This window comes from uncultured Dialister sp. (genome assembly GCF_900538805.1).
Lineage (GTDB): Bacteria > Bacillota > Negativicutes > Veillonellales > Dialisteraceae > Dialister.
In genome coordinates, this window is sequence record NZ_UPZP01000014.1 from 17,317 (window position 1) to 33,261 (window position 15,945).

Below are 15,945 nucleotides of genomic sequence, written 5' to 3' on the forward strand. Positions count from 1 at the left end.
AGGCAGGAATCCCCTGCCTTTTTCTGCTATAATGCAGGAAGAAACATATTTTCCTGAAAGGAGCATTTCCATGACCAACGATTTCATCTTTGCCCATGTAGACCACACCCTGCTGAAAGCTTTCGCCACCTGGCAGGATATTCGGAAATTATGCGAAGAAGCGGAAAGGTACCACATGGCGTCGGTGTGCGTGCCCTCTTCCTTTGTAAAGAAAATCCGGCAGGAGTTTCCGCATTTGACCATCTGCACGGTGGTGGGATTTCCTTTGGGAAACTGTTCCACAGAAGCCAAGGCGGCGGAGACGGAAGCGGCCATCAGGAACGGCGCCGATGAAATCGACATGGTCATCCACATCGGCGCCCTGAAGGAGGGGAATCTGTCCTACGTAACCCATGAAATCGCAGCGCTGAAGAAAGCCGCGGGGAGCCATATCCTGAAGGTCATCGTGGAAACCTGCTATCTCACGGAAGAAGAAAAAATAGCCGCCTGCCGCGCAGTCACCGAAGGGGGAGCGGACTATATCAAAACCTCCACCGGCTTTGGCAGTGCCGGCGCCGCTTTGGAAGATGTGAAACTCTTTAAAAAATATGTGGGGGAAAACGTGAAAATCAAAGCCGCCGGCGGCATCCACAGCAGAAAGGAAATGGAAGACTTCCTGCATGCCGGTGCCTCCCGCATCGGCGCCAGCGGAGCCATTCCGGCCCTGCTGGGGAAGGAATGATTCAATCGGGATTCAAGGATGCAGATGTACTTTTGCTTTATTGACAGGCTGGGTTTTATCCTTTTATAATTGAACAGACAGTACTTCCTTAGTATGCATTTGGAGAGATTGCCATGAGAAATTTAATCATTGATGAAGAGAAACTTCATTTGCTCCTTGAATCAAAGAAACTTTTTATTGGAGGCTCTCTGGCTGGTGCGTTAGGGTTGATTGCCGGTGGAGTCAATGCAGTTTACAACGGATATGAAATGACTGCTCTTCATTATGGGATGATACTGTTGGGCATAGGTATGCTTATTTTAGGCGCAAGGGAGGGATGGAAGAACATGAAGTACAATCATGAAAAAATGATGAAGGATATTATCAATTTGGACCAGACAGCCTATCATCATTCCATCGTCGTATTCCAGGATACATTTCTCTCTTTTCCTAATAGATATCTTGTGTATTGGGATAAGCGCTGGCAGTGCTGGTTTTTCCTGAATTATCCTACCCAGCAGGACGAAGAGAAGAACGTGGAAAATATACGCGACAAGATTTCCCGTGCCTTGAAGATTGATTCTTCCCACATTCTGCTAGAAAGAAAGTGCCAGAAGCTGCAGCAGAAATACTCAGAATCCCATCAGGAAGAACGGTACTATGACCATGTTTTTTACAAGGGGGAAATTACCGCTTTCCCAGAGCAGATGAAGGCGGATGTCTTTGATATAGATGGCGTGTCCTACCGCTGGATGACTATGGCAGATATGAAAGCGAATCCGGATATCAGGGAGAAAAATCTGGATGTGGTAGAAGTGGTGGAAACGAATTTATAAACCTTGGATTAAAAATCCGGCAGCCTGCCTTGCAGCAGCTGCCGGATTTTTGCGGCCCGGTCCCAAAAGGCCGCGAAGGGGCTATATATTGCGGCGTTAGCCGCCACCACAACCCTCAGCCACGTAGTGGCTGTCAAACTTTAGAACCCTCCGGCCAACGGTCGGTCAATCCTAAGAACCTTTTTCTCAAATCTTCCCGCCGACTGGTATTTACCGTCTTTCCCTCACTTACGATTCTTACGGAGATTCTTCGCTTCGCTTAGAATGACTGCAGGGCGGGAAGGTTAGCCCGTAACGCGGACTTCATATTCATCGCCCGATAGGGCGATACCACCACCCTTTGAACCAGCCTGCCAAAGGCAGGCGGAACCCTTTGAACCTTCTGAACCCGGGCCGCGCAGCGGCCCTCCATAATTCCTCTTTTCAAAAGTGCGGTATCTGGATTATAATTAAGAATGGAAAATTGGGGATAGGCTTATGCATTCGAATCACGATTTCATCAGCCCTTTCCCGGGAAGGAGGGCTGCCATGGGGCTGTCTATCAGGGACATACTGATACTGGATTATTTTGACGGCAAACCGCTGCATCATCGGATACCGCCTTACAAATTGAATATCTACGGCGCCGACGCCAATACCCGGATAGACGCCCTCATGGAAGACGGCTGGATACGGACCAGCCGGCCCCAGGAGACGGTGAACATGCTTCCGGATAAAATGCTTTCCGATTTCCTGAAGCGCTATGACCTCTCCGGCGAAGGCACCCATGCGGAGCTCACGGGACGGGTGATTTCTAAAATTCCGGAGAAGGACTACGCCCACGGCGTGCCCCGGATTTACGTGCTCACCAAGGAAGGAAAAGCGGAAATCGGCCATCACATGGCCTATGTGCTGAACGTTCGGGAAAATTACGGATTGACGGAAGGGGAAATCGGGGAGTCCCAGAACGCCCTCACCCAGCGGGGCGAGCCCTTCACGGCCCGGGACATCCTGTACCGCGCCTTCCAGCAGAAAATCGCCATTTACACCATGGCCGGCGAATGGTCCAAGCTTCGGAATATGTACTACACCGTTGCCAATTTCTACCTGCGCATCAAGGACAAGGCCAATGCCCTGCCATACCTGTACCTGGTCTTCTTCATGGACATGTCGGGCATGGGAAATAAGAACAACCTGGTGCCCTATGAAAACCTCTTTCCCACCCAGAAGGGCATGATTCTTCTTATGGATGAAATACGGAAAGAACTGCGTCTCACCCTGGACGACGTGAAGACATCCTTCCTTTCCTCCATCGCCCGCATGGCGCCAAGGCTGCCCTTCTCCTACTTTTCGCCCCAGATGATGGCTTCCATGCTGCTGGAACGGCTTCGGGGACGGGACTTCAACGGCACCCGCTACATTGCAGACCGCAACGTGCCGGACCCCTCTTCCAAATCCTACCACTACGTACCCTACGGCAGGAGCGAAGCAAGAACCCCCGTGAGGCGGACCCCCGCAGTGCAGCCGAAAATCATGGCCCCGCCGGTGCTCCGCATGCCCACCTTCACCGCGCCGCCACCCTTCTGCCCCAGCGAAAACACGGCCCCCCTGCCCAGGGTGCCTAAACCGGAGCCGGAAAAACCGGTGATGCCAAAGCCATTGAAAAAAGAAAAGAAAGGTTTCTTGGATAGGATAAAGGAGCTGTTTTAACCGCTGTCAGCTGTCGGCTGTCGGCTTACTGCTTACCGCTCATGGCCTTTCCCGCCGGATACTTGTCATCCTGAGCGGTAGCGAAGGATCTCGGTACGCGTTGACATTGACTCTGGCTAGCCCACTAGTCCACTAGTTCACTAGCTCACTAAAGAATACCAGTCGGCGGGAAGACGTCAGACCGTCAGACATCAGACGGGTTGTATTCCCGAAAGCAAGAAGGGGCACCCGCCTTCGGCGGGCAGGGGCTTCAGCCCAGCGCTTTCGCGCAGGCTGAAGGTTGTGTAGAAGGGTTGTGTCCGCTTCGCTCAGCGCGGCAGCGGCCAGGGGATAGCGGCCGCTGTCCCACCAGCCCACAAGCCCACTAGTTCACTAGCCCACTAGCTCACTATCTCACCCTTTACAAATCCCCATTCTTTTTGTAAAATAAAACTAATGCGTTTGTAGCTCAGCTGGATAGAGCAGCGGTTTCCTAAACCGTGTGTCGGGAGTTCGAATCTCCCCAAGCGCACCACGAAAAAATCAGCACCTTTGGAAAATTCCAAAGGTGCTTTTTTAGTGAACTGTCACTATAGGCATCATTGTGGCATGGCACTATGAGGAGCGGACTCCTCAGCAGCAGCCATCTTGCTGCCGGTACTTATCCCTGCTGCATCAGATGCTGCTTGTACCAAGGTCCTTCACTGCGTCCAGAATGACGGCGCGGGGAGGGCAGGCCCGTAACGCTGACTTTATAAGCATTGCCCGCAGGGCAATCCACCCCCCTCTGAACCCTTTGAACCCTCTGAACCCTCTGAACCCGGGGCGGCTCCGCCGCCCCCTATTTCCTCGCCACCACCGCCACTGCCAGGATGATGAAGGCCATGCCCATGAGCTCCCAGAAACCGAAGGTGAGGTGGAAGATGAGGAAGGAGAAAATGATGGATGAAAAAGGTTCGATGGCGGAGATGATGCTGGCTTCTGTAGGAAGGATGAAGGCCACGCTGCCCAGGTAGAGGACGAAGGAGCAGATGGTGCCGAAGATAACCACATAAGCGAATGCCAGAAGCACCGGCATATCCACGGTGCCGGTGAAGGGGGTGAGAAGGGCGGCGGGAAGCATGAAGAAGGAAGCCAGAAACATGCCCCAGCCCACCACCAGGGGCGCACCGTATTTTTTAATAATTTTCACAGGAGCCACTGTATAAAGAGCACAGGCCAGAGCGGAGAGAAGGCCCCAGAAGAGGGCCTTTTCGGAAATAGCCAGACTGTGGAAATCGCCGCCCGTGGCAATGAGGGCGGTGCCGGCCACTGCAAAGATAGTACAGAAGATTTCCACCGTCCGGGGCCATCGTTTCTCCGTAAGGCAGCACCAGAAAATGATGAGAATGGGCATGAGGTATTCCAGGATGGTGGCGGTGGGGGCGTTGCTGTAGCGGATGGAGGCAAAGTAGCCGTACTGGGTGCCCAGCATGCCGAAGATGCTGAAAATAAGGAGGGTGGTGCGGTCCTTCCTGTCCTGCCAGATGGAGAAAATATGTCCTTGCAGGAAATGGGCCAGAAGGAGCAAAAGAAATCCGGCACAGAGGAGCCGGAAAAAGGTAAGCCATTCAGGCGCTATGTTTTCATTAATCAGGAGAAACTGGCCTGCAATGCCGCTGCTGCCCCAGAAAATGGAGCCGGCGGAGGCAAAGAGGAGTCCCTTTTTTCTTTCCGCTGTCATAGAACCATCCTTTCCTGCTGATTTACGGGAATATCATAGCAAAAGAAGGGAGGGGCGTGCAAGGCTGTCCGCTGTCCGCTATCCGCTTACCGCTTGCCGCTGGCGTGCCGGATTCTTCCCGCCGTCCACAGTCATCCAGAGGGAAGCGAAGGATGGTCGGTACGCGTCGACATTGACTCTGGCTAGCCCACTAGTCCACTAGCTCACTAAAGAACACCGGACGGGCTGTATTCCCAAAAGCAGGAGGCCGCCCGCCTTCGGAGGAGGGGCAGCCCATGGAGATAAGGATGTCCGGATGGGGAATTTGCCGGATGGACTTGGGAAACTGCTCTTTTTCCATATCCATATGGTACAGTTCCTTCATGAGGCGGCGGGCCGTGGGGTCTATGGAGGACGCCGGCTTTGTTCCGGCGGAGCAGCTGTCAAAAAGGGCGGCGCCGTATTTCCGGCCCAGGGCTTCTGCCATCTGGCTGCGGCAGGCGTTATGGGTGCAGATGAAGGCGGCTAGGGAAGCGCTGATTAAATCGTTATCGGATTCCATTCTTGTATTTTTATTCAATGCAAGGAATCAAGTCGACGTGAATAGCCAGCTATTTAAGGAGACTGATGACGCAGCGTTGGATAAAAATACATATGGAATTCGATTCTGCGAATGAATCAGTGCTTCCCTAGGGGCTTATGATTCATGGGGAAACCATCCTTTTGTGGCATTGGCGATTTTCACCAGGGTGAGCATCACCGGCACTTCGGTGAGCACGCCGACGGTGGTGGCAAGGGCTGCGGGACTGGAGGCGCCGAAGAGGGCCACCGCCACAGCCACGGAAAGTTCAAAGAAATTGGAAGCGCCAATCATGCCGGCAGGGGCGGCAATGTCGAAGGGAAGATGCAGCACATGGGAGGCGCCGTAGGCCAGGAAGAAGATGAAGAAGGTCTGGATGGTGAGGGGCACCGCAATGAGGAGGATGTGCAGGGGATTGGAAAGAATCATGTCCGCCTGGGAGCTGAAGATGATGACCAGGGTGAGGAGAAGACCCGCCGTGGTTACATGGTCGAATTTATGGATGAAGACCTGATCCAGGTACGATTCGCCCCGGCTCTTCACCACCAGGCGGCGGGTGAGCATGCCGCCGAAGAGGGGAATGACCACGAAAAGGAAGACGCTTACAAAGAGGATGTCATAGGGCACGGAAACCGCAGAGACGCCCAGAAGGAATTTCACGATGGGAACAAAGGCGATGAGGATAATGAGGTCGTTGGTGGCCACCTGCACCACCGTGTACGCCGGATTTCCATGGGTGAGGGTGCTCCACACGAACACCATGGCCGTACAGGGAGCGGCGCCCAGCAGGATAGCGCCGGCCAGATACTGCCTGGCCAGCTCCGGCGCCATGAAGGCGCCGAAAATGTGGAGAAGGAAGAAGGCAGCTATGCCGTACATGGTGAAGGGTTTGATGAGCCAGTTCGTCACCCAGGTCACCAGAAGACCCTTCCCGTTTCGTCCGGCCTGTTTGATACTTTGGAAATCCACCTTAATCATCATGGGGTAAATCATGACCCAGATGAGTACCGCAATGGGAAGGGAAATGCCGTCTATCTGAAGGCGCCCAAGGAAACGGGGCAGGGCGGGAAGAAAATGGCCCAGGGCTACGCCCAGTATCATGCACAAAAGCACCCAAAGGGTGAGATAGCGCTGGAAAAAGCTGATACCCCTTTCTTTACCGGCAGCAGTCACAGGAATCATCTCCCTTCTCCGTGACTTGGAAGAGGTCGTCAATCATGGCAGAGAGCTCATGGCCCTTGGAAACGTCCAGGGAATAGTACACCCATTTCCCTTCCTTCCGGCCCTTCACCAGCCCCGCCTCGCAGAGCACCTTCATATGGTGGGACAGGGTGGGCTGGGAGAAATGGAGACTTTCCAGAAGCACACAGGCGCACCGCTCTCCCTGCTTCAGCAGCTCTATAATATGAAGGCGGTTTTCATCGGTCACGGCCTTCAGCATAATCATTCGTTCTTTTTTCATATCCATAGGAACCTCCTCATATTTACCTACATCAATATGTAATATGTAGATAGTATAGCGCATAGATTTACGGACGTCAATGTGTAAGGCGGGGGAAGCGGCCAAAGGCCGCTAATCACCGTAATGCGATTCCTGCTGATGAATCCAAAGGCATCAAGCCGGAATCAGCCAGAAGCCGACAGCTTTCGCCTCTACAGGCAGCGGGTCCTTCCCGCCGACTGGTATTTATCGGCTTTCCCTCACTTACGATTCTTACCGAGATTCTTCACTTCGTTCAGAATGACGGGTCCGGCAGGAAGGCAAGCACGTAACGCTGATTTTATAATCATAGCCACCAAAGGCGGCTATCCACAACCCTCGGGCCAAGGGCCCGTCAAACCTTAGAACCTTAAGAACCCTCGGGGCGAAGCCCCGTCCACCTTCCCCTTTGAACCCTTTGAACCTTCTGAACCCTCTGAACCCTCACGCCCGAAAGGGCGTGTCCAATGGCGATACCACCACTCTCAGCTGCCGAAGGCGGCTGTCGCCCCCTGAGCGAAGCGAACACAACCTTTTTACACAACCCGCGGCGCAGCCGCGCCCCTTTCACCGGCGCAGCCGCAGATTTCCCTTGACAAAAGGGCTCTCATGAGCCTATACTAAGCTAACTTCTAACGAAAGGAGAGGGAAACATGAGACTTAGTTCCATGAACGCAGGAATGGCATATGATGTCTTTGGCTGGAGCTATTATTATGGCTTCGGTTACTTTTGCTGCGCCGGTGATGAGTCTCATTTCCTTTCCAGATAAAGTATTTCCAAAATGAAAGGACAGACTCACGGAGCCTGTCCTTTTCTTTTTAGAAGGATGGAAGGATAGGAGTTAGAAGAAGTGGGATACATATCCCGGAGAATTGAAGGAGCCTGTACAGGCAGAGGAGGAACATCATGATTATTGTAATGAAACAGAACGCACCGCTTACCGCTATCGAGCAGCTGGAACAGGAAATGAGGGACCGCGGATTCCAGGTGGACCGCAGTAAAGGTTCCAGCAAAGTGGTGCTTGGTCTTGTGGGTGATACGTCTGCCCTGGATGAAAGGGATTTCCTCAGCAATCCATGGGTGGACAAGGTCATGCGGGTGCAGGAGCCCTACAAACGGGCCAGCCGCGCTTTCCACCCCGCCGACACGGTGGTGGATGTGAAGGGCGTGAAAATCGGCGGGAAGAAGCTGGTGGTCATGGCCGGTCCCTGCTCCATTGAAACGCCGGAGCAGATCGGCGGCATTGCCAAAGCTGTGAAATCTTCAGGAGCAGCGGTGCTCCGCGGCGGCGCTTTCAAGCCAAGAACTTCGCCCTACTCCTTCCAGGGGCTGGGAGAAAAAGGACTGGACCTTCTCATTTCCGCTGCCCACAGGGAAAACATGCCGGTGGTAACGGAACTCATGAGCGCCGATAAAATCGGTATGTTTCTGGAAAAGGGCGTGGACATCATCCAGATCGGTGCCAGGAACATGCAGAACTTCGACCTCCTGAAGGCCGTGGGCCGTCTGAATGTGCCGGTGCTCCTGAAGCGGGGTATGTCCGCCACCATCGAAGAATGGCTCATGAGTGCGGAATACATTATGTCCGAAGGAAATCACAACGTGATTCTCTGCGAACGGGGCATCCGCACCTTTGAAAAGGCCACCAGAAATACGCTGGACCTGTCGGCGGTGGAAGTGGTGAAGGAAAGAAGCCACCTGCCCATTATCGTAGACCCCAGCCACGCCACGGGCCATCGGGAAATGGTACCCGCCATGGCCATGGCTGCCATTGCAGCCGGCGCCGACGGGATTATGTGTGAAGTTCATAATGATCCGGAACATGCATGGTGTGATGGAGCGGAATCTATTACGCCAGAGACTTTTGATGACCTCATGGGACGGCTGAAACAGCTGGCTCCCATTGTGGGAAGAGAACTGTAATCAAAAGCCCTGCATGCTCTTTCGGAATGGAGAAAATGCAGGGCTCGCTGGGGGCTCTGCCTTTTTGTGGTACTTATGGGGAGGGGCGGCACTTGTGGGGCTTCCGGTATTCCCGAAAGCAAAGGGGTTCAGGCGCCTTACGGCGCCCGGGTTCAAGCCGCCATCGGGCTGGCGCCCTGGGTGGCTCAGGTTCCGCCCACAGAGCGGGCTGGTTCAGAGGGAGTTATGTATGCTGCCTGCGGCAGCGCCCCCTTTGGTGGCTGGCGCCACCACCTTTCTCCTAAAGGGAAGCATGTCACTGGATTCTCAGTTGCCTACGGTTCCCTACGAATCCAGTTCCTTTGCCACCCCGCAAGCGGGGGCACAACAACCCGTGCTTAAATTAGAGCAACTTATGATATGTCAGGCCCGCGGAGCTTTATTGTCCCACCGCTTCAGCGGGGGGAAGGTGGTGCCGTAAGGCACCAAAGGGGGAAAAGCGGCCAAAGGCCGCTAATCACCATAATGCTATTCTTGCTTATGAATCCAAAGGCATCAAGCCGGAATCAGCCAGGAGCTGGTAGCCGGAAGCCGACAGCTTTCGCCTCTACAGGCAGCGGTCCCTTCCCGCCGACAGGCGGTAATAAATCTCATCGCCGCGAAGCGGCGATACCACCACCCTCTGAACCCTTTGAACCTTCTGAACCCTCTGAACCCGGGCCACGCAGTGGCCCCACAGCCGCCACCACAACCCTCGGGCCAAAGGCCCGTCAAACTTTAGAACCTTAGGAACCTTCGGGGCGAAGCCCCGTCCACCTTCCCCTCTGAACCCCTACAGAATTCTCAATATATACATACATATATACAACATACAAAGGAAACCATTATGAACAGTGACTTTAGCAGGATCCCCATTGCTGTCATCGGTCTGGGCCTCATGGGAGGCTCCTTTGCCAAAAGGCTGAAGGAGCTGGGCCATCCGGTGATTGGCCTGAACCGCACGGAAAGCGTGGCACAGGAGGCGCTGGCCATGGGAATTGTGGACTCCATTGACCCCATGGATTTGAAGAAGGCGGAAATCGTCATCTTCTGTACGCCGGAGAAGGGGACCCTTGCCTTTATCAAAGAGCATCTCCCTCTCCTCCATGAAAGGGCAGTGCTCACCGACATTGCCGGCGTGAAGAACGGCTTTGCCAAGGAAGTGAAGGCCCTCCTTCCGGAAGGTTTGGACTTCGTGTCCGGCCATCCCATGTGCGGGAAGGAAGGGGCAGGCCTTGCCCAGTCGGACGGTGCCATTTTCGACGGCGCTAATTATGTGCTCATTCCGGAACCCTGGAACAGCCCTGCCCACCTTTCCCTGGTGAAGCGCATGGCGGAGGAGCTGGGCTGTGCCCATGTGCCGGTGGTGACGGCAGAGGAGCATGACCGGGCCATTGCCTACACCAGCGACCTCACCCATGTGGTGGCCACGTCACTCATGAACAGTGCCTCCTATTCGGAAAAAACGAAGTATTTCATCGGCGGCTCCTTCAGGGACGAAACCAGGGTGGCCGATATTAATGGAAAGCTCTGGACCTCCCTTTTCCTTTCCAATCGGGAAAAGCTCCTGGAGGAAATCGACCGCTTCGGCGCGGCGCTTTCGGCCATACGGAAGGCCATTGACGAAGGAAATGAAGAGGAAATCACCGCCTTTCTGGAAGAGGCGGGCAGAAGAAGAAGGGAAATGATACATCGTGGCAACAGTTAATGTAAATCTTGGGAAAGATTCCTATCAGATTGAAATCGAGCGGGGCCTCCTTGACAAGGTGGGCCGCAAAATCCGCTCTCTCACGAAGGCGGAAAAAATCGCCGTCATCACCGACGACCATGTGGAACCCCTCTATGGCGAGCGCATCCGGAATGTGCTTACGGAAGCGGGTTTCGACGTGCGGGTCATCGCCATTCCGGCCGGAGAGGAAAGCAAGAACATGAAGGTCCTTGCCGACGTGTACGACGCTTTGTCGGAGTTCAATATGTCCCGAAGCGACGCCCTTGTCACACTCTCCGGCGGCGTGCCGGGGGATTTGGGCGGCTTTGCGGCAGCCACCTACATGCGGGGCATTCCCTTCTTCCAGATTCCCACCACCATCCTGGCCCAGATTGACAGCTCCGTAGGCGGCAAGGTGGCGGTGGACCTGCCCAGCGGGAAGAACCTGGCCGGCGCCTTCTACCAGCCCAAAGGGGTATTTATTGACCCGGACCTTTTGAAAACCCTGCCCAACCGCTACGTCCACGACGGACTGGCGGAAGCGGTGAAATACGGCTGCATCGGCGACAGGGAACTCTTTGAAATCTTTGAATCCCTGGAAACGGAAGAGGATCTGGAGAATCATATAGAAGAAATCATCCTCCACAGCGTCCTGCAGAAGACCAGGGTGGTGGAAGAGGATGAATTTGACAACGGACAGCGTCAGATTCTCAATTTCGGCCATACCATCGGCCACGCCGTGGAACGGTATTTCCACTACTCCACCTTCACCCACGGCGAAGGGGTGGCCATGGGCATGAGCCTTTTGACGGAGCAGACCGAAAAGATGGGCCTCACCGAAAAGGGCACCGCCAGCCGCCTCATCCGGGTGCTTCATAAGCTGTCGCTCCCCACCTCCATCGGCGTTCCGGCGGAGGAACTCATTCCCCAGATTATGCACGACAAGAAAAGAAGGGGAAAAAACATTACCCTGGTGGTGCTGAAGAAAATCGGGGAAGCGGAGCTTCTCACCATTCCTACCGACGAACTTTCCAAATACATTGTGACAGGCTGAGGAGGATTTCATGAAAATCACCATCCACCCGGGCCCCCTCTCCGGCACCCTCCGGGTGCCATCGTCTAAGAGCATGACCCACCGGGAAATCATTGCCGCCGCCCTGGCAGAAGGGGAAACGGAGGTCACCGGCGTTACCTGGTCCGAAGACATTGAGGCCACGGTGCGTATCCTTTCCCTTCTGGGGGCACACATAGAAAAGAAGGAAGAAGGAAGCATTACCCTTTCCATCAGGGGAGGACTGAAACAGCAGGAGGGAATCCTCCACGCCGACGCCGGCGAATCGGGCTCCACCCTCCGTTTCCTCATCCCCCTGGGTCTTGCCTCCGGAAATCACGTCACCTACACCGGCCACGGCCGCCTCTCCGAGCGTCCCTTGACCCCTTACTATGACATGTTTGACAGGAAACATATTTCCTACCGCACCAAGGGCGGTCTTCCCCTGGAAGTGTGGGGGCCGCTTACCGGCGGCACCTATGAACTTCCCGGCGGCGTGAGCTCCCAGTTCTTCACGGGCCTCCTCTTCGCCCTGCCCCTCTCTGAAGAAGACTCCATCCTCCGGAGTACCACACCCCTGGAATCCAAAAGCTACGTGGACATGACAGTGGACACCCTTTCCCGCCACGGCATAGAAATTCACGAAAAAGAAGGGGGCCTCTATGAAATCCCCGGCCGCCAGCGCTATCAAAAGGGCACCTTTTCCGTGGAAGGAGACTACTCCCAGGCCGCCTTCTGGCTCACCGCCGCCCTTTCCGGCGGCGCCATCACCTTAACCGGCCTTTCCGACACCTCCCTCCAGGGAGACAAAGCCATCGTCGCCCTGCTAAAAGACATGGGCGGCCATATCGAAAAGAAAGACGGCGGCCTAACGGCAGAAAGAAGCAGCCTCCACGGCATCACCATGGACGCGGAAAACGTGCCGGATTTAGTGCCCGCCTTCGCCGCCATGGCCGCGGTGAGTGAAGGAGTGACGGAAATCATCCACGCTGGCAGGGTAAGGCTCAAAGAATGCGACCGCCTCCACGCCATGGCAGTGGAGCTTACCAAACTGGGCGCAGACATAGAAGAAAAGCCTGAGGGCCTTATCATCAGAGGGAAACCATCCCTTTCCGGCGGCACCGTCTCCTCTTGGAACGACCACCGCATAGCTATGGCCCTCGCTTCCATCACCCCCAGACTCACCGGCCCCCTCACCATAGAAGGGGCGGAAAGCGTAAAGAAATCGTACCCCCGCTTCTGGGAAGACTTCCGGAAAGTGGGAGGGATGGTAGTAGAGGCATAGCGGCGGTTGACGGTATGCCCGAAAGGAAAAGGGGTTCAGGCGCCTTGCGGCGCCCGGGTTCTATCGGTCATGTGCTGACGCACTGACCGATGGGTTCCGCCCACAGAGCGGGCTGGTTCAGAGGGGAGTTATAAAGTATCGCTGCGCTGGCGATGAAGGCGCCTGTCGGCGCCAGTATAAAATGCTGCCTGTCGGCAGCGCCCCCTTTGGTGGCTGTCGCCACCACCTTTCCCCCGCAAGCGGGGGCACAACAACCCGTGCTTAAATTAGAGCAACTTATGAGATATCAGGCCCGCGGAGCTTTATTGTCCCACCGCTTCAGCGGGGGGAAGGTGGTGCCGTAAGGCACCAAAGGGGGGAAAGCGGCCGTAGGCCGTTAATCACCGTAATGTGATTCTTGATGATGAATCCAAAATCATCAAGCCGGAATCAGCCGGAAACTGGCAGCTGGAAGCTAACTGTTGTCGTCTCTGATTTTAGCGGCGCCTTCCCGCCGACCGGTATTTATTACCGATTACCCCTCAAATGCGCCGCGTACCGAGATTCTTCGCTGCGCTCAGAATGACGATGAGGGCGGGAAGGCAAGCGGAGAACAAAGTCCCCCCTCCGGGGGGAAGGTGGTACCGAAGGTACCAAAAGGGGTGCATTTCCAGCGCGCCGCAGGCGCGGTTGTTTGGTTTTCGCTGCCGCCGACAGGCGGCATACAAAACTCATCGCCGCGAAGCGGCGATACCACCCCCTCTGAACCCTTTGAACCTTCTGGACCCCTAATCAAATCACCACCAATGCCACTAGTCCACTAGCCCACCAGTCCACTAGCCCACCAGTCCACCAGCCCACCAGCCCACCAGCCCACCAGCCCACCAGCCCACTAGCCCACTAGCCCACCAGCCCACTAGCTTACCAGCCCACTAATTATTACAGGAGAACACCATGAGCAATACATTTGGAGAAACACTGAAAGTCACTATCTTTGGCGAATCCCACGGCACCGCCATCGGCGCCGTGATTGACGGCCTCCCTGCGGGGATTTCCTTTGACTTCGAGGCGGTGCGGCGGGAGATGGCCCGCCGGGCGCCGGGGAGTTCGAACCTGGCCACGCCGCGGAAGGAGAAGGACAGCTTCGAAATCCTTTCGGGTTATTTCAATGACCACACCACCGGCACTCCCATGGCCATGGAAATCAGGAATGGAAACCAGCATTCCAAAGATTATGACATTTTAAAGGACCACATGCGTCCGGGGCATGCGGATTATACGGGCTTTGTGAAATATGGCGGATTCAATGATTACCGCGGCGGCGGCCATTTTTCCGGCCGCATTACGGCGCCCCTCACCTTTGCCGGCGCCCTGGCCCGGCAGGTGCTGGAGAAGGAGGGCATTTTCATCGGCGCCCATGCTTTGGAGATTCATGGCATCAAGGACAGGCCCTTCCATCCATTAGGCGAGGAAAAGGCTCTTTTTGAAAAGCTGGATACCATGAAACTCCCGGTGGTGGATGAAGCGGTGGGAAAGGCCATGGAAGAAGCCATCCTTTCTGCCCAGAAGGAAGGGGATTCCGTTGGCGGCGTGGTGGAATGCATGGCCTCAGGCCTTCCGGTGGGACTGGGGGACCCCTTCTTTGATTCCCTGGAAAGTGAAATGGCCCACATCATGTTTTCCGTGCCGGCGGTGAAGGGGATTTCCTTCGGAAGCGGCTTCGGCTTTGCGTCCCTCTACGGCTCCGAGGCCAATGACAGCCTCCATTATGAAGAGGGGAAACCCGTGGCCCTCACCAACCACAACGGCGGCGTGCTGGGCGGTATTTCCAGCGGCAGTCCCCTTCTCTTCACCCTGGCGGTGAAGCCCACCGCCTCCATCGGCAAGCGGCAGCGGACCATCAATATTTCAACAAAGGAAGATACGGACCTTTCCATCGGCGGCCGCCACGACCCCTGCATCATTCCAAGGGCCATTCCGGTCATCGAAAACGCGGCGGCCCTGGTGATTCTGGATTTGATTCTTACGGACAGGAGGAATTCCCATGTCGGATAAGGCGATTCGGGTAGGCTGCTACGGCGCCAAGGGTTCCTATACCTATGAAGCCATGGAGCAGCAGTTTGGAAATAGAAAAAGAGAGGAATCCTATTTTCCCCTCTTTGAAGATGTGGTGAAGGCGGTGCAGGAAGGGGACATCGACTACGGCGTGGTGCCCATCGAAAACTCCTCCACCGGCGGCATCACCGAAGTGTACGACCTCATCCAGCGCTACGGCTGCGCCGTGGTGGGAGAGCAGATCGTGAAAATCGAGCACAACCTTCTGGGCCTGCCGGGGGCGAAACTGGAAGATATCGACACCGTCTTCTCCCATCCCCAGGGCTTTGCCCAGTGCCGCCCCTTCTTTAACAAGCATCGGGACTGGACACTGAAGCCCTATTTCTCCACCTCAAGAAGCGCCGAAAAAGTGGCCCAGGACGGAAAGAAAAACCAGGCCGCCGTGGCCAGCCGCACCGCCGCCCGCCTCTACGGCCTTTCCGTGCTGGCGGAAAATATCTTCTTCAACGCCAGCAACTACACCCGCTTCTTCATCATCGGGCCCAAAATGGAAATCAAACCGGAAGCGGACAAAATCACCCTGGTCATCTCCGTGCGCCACGAACCGGGCGCCCTCTACCACGTGCTGGGTTACTTCTTCTACGGCGGCATGAACATGACCCACCTGGAATCCCGCCCCATGGAAGGAAGACCCTTCGAATACTTCTTCCACATCGACGTCATGGGAAGGCTGGAGGACCCCTCCAACGCCCAGACCCTCCGAGGATTAAAGTCCATGTGCACCTACTTCAAGATACTGGGAAACTATCCGGCATACAAGGCGTAGGGGTGTGGAGGCATAGCGGCGCTTACCTGTATTCCCGGACGCAAAGGGGTTCAGAGGGTGTGCGCCAGTTCGGCGTGTATAGTATAGTCCGGTGAAAGCCCGGGCCCGGCAAAGCCTAGCAAGCAGCCGGTAC

At 55.4% G+C, this 15,945-nt stretch carries 13 protein-coding genes and 1 tRNA gene; 10 read left to right on the forward strand and 4 right to left on the reverse strand.

Features of this window, described 5'->3' with window-relative positions; genetic code table 11:
- Positions 1-70: 70 nt before the first annotated feature.
- From deoC to QZQ29_RS02655, 4 genes are all read left to right on the forward strand, one after another.
- Positions 71-721 carry a deoxyribose-phosphate aldolase gene (gene deoC / locus QZQ29_RS02640; protein WP_296959244.1) on the forward strand — a complete coding sequence of 217 codons (651 nt, stop codon included), beginning with the start codon at positions 71-73 and terminating at the stop codon, positions 719-721.
- Positions 722-834: 113 nt separating this feature from the next.
- The gene (locus QZQ29_RS02645; RefSeq protein WP_296959247.1) at positions 835-1,536 is read left to right on the forward strand and encodes a hypothetical protein; all 702 of its coding nucleotides are present in this window, start codon (positions 835-837) and stop codon (positions 1,534-1,536) included.
- 528 nt (positions 1,537-2,064) lie between these two features.
- The gene (locus QZQ29_RS02650; protein WP_296959249.1) at positions 2,065-3,225 is read left to right on the forward strand and encodes a hypothetical protein; all 1,161 of its coding nucleotides are present in this window, start codon (positions 2,065-2,067) and stop codon (positions 3,223-3,225) included.
- 437 nt (positions 3,226-3,662) lie between these two features.
- Positions 3,663-3,739: transfer RNA gene (locus QZQ29_RS02655), tRNA-Arg, on the forward strand.
- A 306-nt stretch (positions 3,740-4,045) separates the two neighbouring features.
- On the opposite strand, the gene QZQ29_RS02660 is transcribed toward QZQ29_RS02655, so the two are convergent.
- The 4 genes from QZQ29_RS02660 to QZQ29_RS02675 form a co-directional block, all read right to left on the reverse strand.
- On the reverse strand, positions 4,046-4,927 hold the full coding sequence (locus QZQ29_RS02660; protein ID WP_296959252.1) for a DMT family transporter: 882 nt from the start codon (positions 4,925-4,927) through the stop codon (positions 4,046-4,048).
- A gap of 190 nt (positions 4,928-5,117) precedes the next feature.
- Positions 5,118-5,468, reverse strand: coding sequence for a hypothetical protein (locus tag QZQ29_RS02665; protein WP_296959255.1), 351 nt, complete (start codon positions 5,466-5,468; stop codon positions 5,118-5,120).
- A gap of 135 nt (positions 5,469-5,603) precedes the next feature.
- Positions 5,604-6,668, reverse strand: coding sequence for an ACR3 family arsenite efflux transporter (gene arsB, locus QZQ29_RS02670; protein ID WP_296959258.1), 1,065 nt, complete (start codon positions 6,666-6,668; stop codon positions 5,604-5,606).
- Positions 6,643-6,954, reverse strand: coding sequence for a metalloregulator ArsR/SmtB family transcription factor (locus QZQ29_RS02675; protein WP_296959261.1), 312 nt, complete (start codon positions 6,952-6,954; stop codon positions 6,643-6,645). Before QZQ29_RS02675 ends, arsB begins: the two co-directional genes overlap by 26 nt.
- Before the next feature lie 919 nt (positions 6,955-7,873).
- On the opposite strand from QZQ29_RS02675, the gene aroF reads away from it, so the two are divergent.
- The 6 genes from aroF to pheA all read left to right on the forward strand — a co-directional run bounded on the left by aroF (position 7,874) and on the right by pheA (position 15,812).
- Positions 7,874-8,890 (forward strand): 3-deoxy-7-phosphoheptulonate synthase, encoded by a 1,017-nt coding sequence (aroF, locus tag QZQ29_RS02680; protein ID WP_296959264.1) that lies wholly within the window; start codon positions 7,874-7,876, stop codon positions 8,888-8,890.
- Between the two features lie 841 nt (positions 8,891-9,731).
- Positions 9,732-10,616 (forward strand): prephenate dehydrogenase, encoded by an 885-nt coding sequence (locus QZQ29_RS02685; RefSeq protein ID WP_296959278.1) that lies wholly within the window; start codon positions 9,732-9,734, stop codon positions 10,614-10,616.
- The gene (gene aroB, locus QZQ29_RS02690) at positions 10,603-11,670 is read left to right on the forward strand and encodes a 3-dehydroquinate synthase (RefSeq protein WP_296959266.1); all 1,068 of its coding nucleotides are present in this window, start codon (positions 10,603-10,605) and stop codon (positions 11,668-11,670) included. Before QZQ29_RS02685 ends, aroB begins: the two co-directional genes overlap by 14 nt.
- A 10-nt stretch (positions 11,671-11,680) precedes the next feature.
- Complete coding sequence (gene aroA / locus QZQ29_RS02695; RefSeq protein ID WP_296959269.1) at positions 11,681-12,952, forward strand: 3-phosphoshikimate 1-carboxyvinyltransferase; 1,272 nt, start codon at positions 11,681-11,683, stop codon at positions 12,950-12,952.
- A gap of 933 nt (positions 12,953-13,885) precedes the next feature.
- The gene (gene aroC, locus QZQ29_RS02700) at positions 13,886-14,986 is read left to right on the forward strand and encodes a chorismate synthase (RefSeq protein ID WP_296959272.1); all 1,101 of its coding nucleotides are present in this window, start codon (positions 13,886-13,888) and stop codon (positions 14,984-14,986) included.
- On the forward strand, positions 14,976-15,812 hold the full coding sequence (gene pheA / locus QZQ29_RS02705; protein ID WP_296959275.1) for a prephenate dehydratase: 837 nt from the start codon (positions 14,976-14,978) through the stop codon (positions 15,810-15,812). Before aroC ends, pheA begins: the two co-directional genes overlap by 11 nt.
- Positions 15,813-15,945: the final 133 nt, after the last annotated feature.